The sequence below is a fragment of the Agrobacterium sp. LAD9 genome, assembly GCF_003031125.1.
GTDB lineage: Bacteria > Pseudomonadota > Alphaproteobacteria > Rhizobiales > Rhizobiaceae > Agrobacterium > Agrobacterium radiobacter.
This window is the reverse complement of the sequence record NZ_PHGS01000043.1, coordinates 1-989: the sequence shown is the minus strand read 5'-3', so window position 1 is coordinate 989 and position 989 is coordinate 1. Positions and strand designations below refer to the sequence as shown.

At 51.8% G+C, this 989-nt stretch carries 1 rRNA gene; it reads left to right on the top strand.

Annotated features, from left to right (window positions below):
* Positions 1-989: ribosomal RNA gene (locus DA915_RS28575) — 23S ribosomal RNA — on the top strand; the annotation flags it as partial.

Below are 989 nucleotides of genomic sequence, written 5' to 3'. Positions count from 1 at the left end.
AGTCATTGTCCTTGAGTAGGGCGGGGCACGTGAAATCCTGTCTGAACATGGGGAGACCACTCTCCAAGCCTAAGTACTCGTGCATGACCGATAGCGAACAAGTACCGTGAGGGAAAGGTGAAAAGCACCCCGACGAGGGGAGTGAAATAGAACCTGAAACCGGATGCCTACAAACAGTCGGAGCCCGCAAGGGTGACGGCGTACCTTTTGTATAATGGGTCAACGACTTAGTGTAACTAGCAAGCTTAAGCCGGTAGGTGTAGGCGCAGCGAAAGCGAGTCTGAATAGGGCGATTGAGTTAGTTGCATTAGACCCGAAACCGAGTGATCTAGCCATGAGCAGGCTGAAGGTTGGGTAACACCAACTGGAGGGCCGAACCCGTATCTGTTGCAATAGATTGGGATGACTTGTGGCTAGGGGTGAAAGGCCAATCAAACTCGGAAATAGCTGGTTCTCCGCGAAATCTATTTAGGTAGAGCGTCGACCGAATACCCTCGGGGGTAGAGCACTGGATGGGCTATGGGGACTCACCGTCTTACTGATCCTAACCAAACTCCGAATACCGAGGAGTACTAGTCGGCAGACACACGGCGGGTGCTAACGTCCGTCGTGAAAAGGGCAACAACCCTGACCTCCAGCTAAGGTCCCCAAGTCATGGCTAAGTGGGAAAGGATGTGAGGATCCCAAAACAACCAGGATGTTGGCTTAGAAGCAGCCATCATTTAAAGAAAGCGTAACAGCTCACTGGTCTAAATAAGGGTCTTTGCGCCGAAAATGTAACGGGGCTAAAGCCATGCACCGAAGCTGAGGATTTGCAGTAATGCAAGTGGTAGCGGAGCGTTCCGTAAGTCTGTGAAGGCGGACCCGTGAGGGCTGCTGGAGATATCGGAAGTGCGAATGTTGACATGAGTAACGATAAAGGGAGTGAGAGACTCCCTCGCCGAAAGACCAAGGGTTCCTGCTTAAAGTTAATCTGAGCAGGGTTAGCC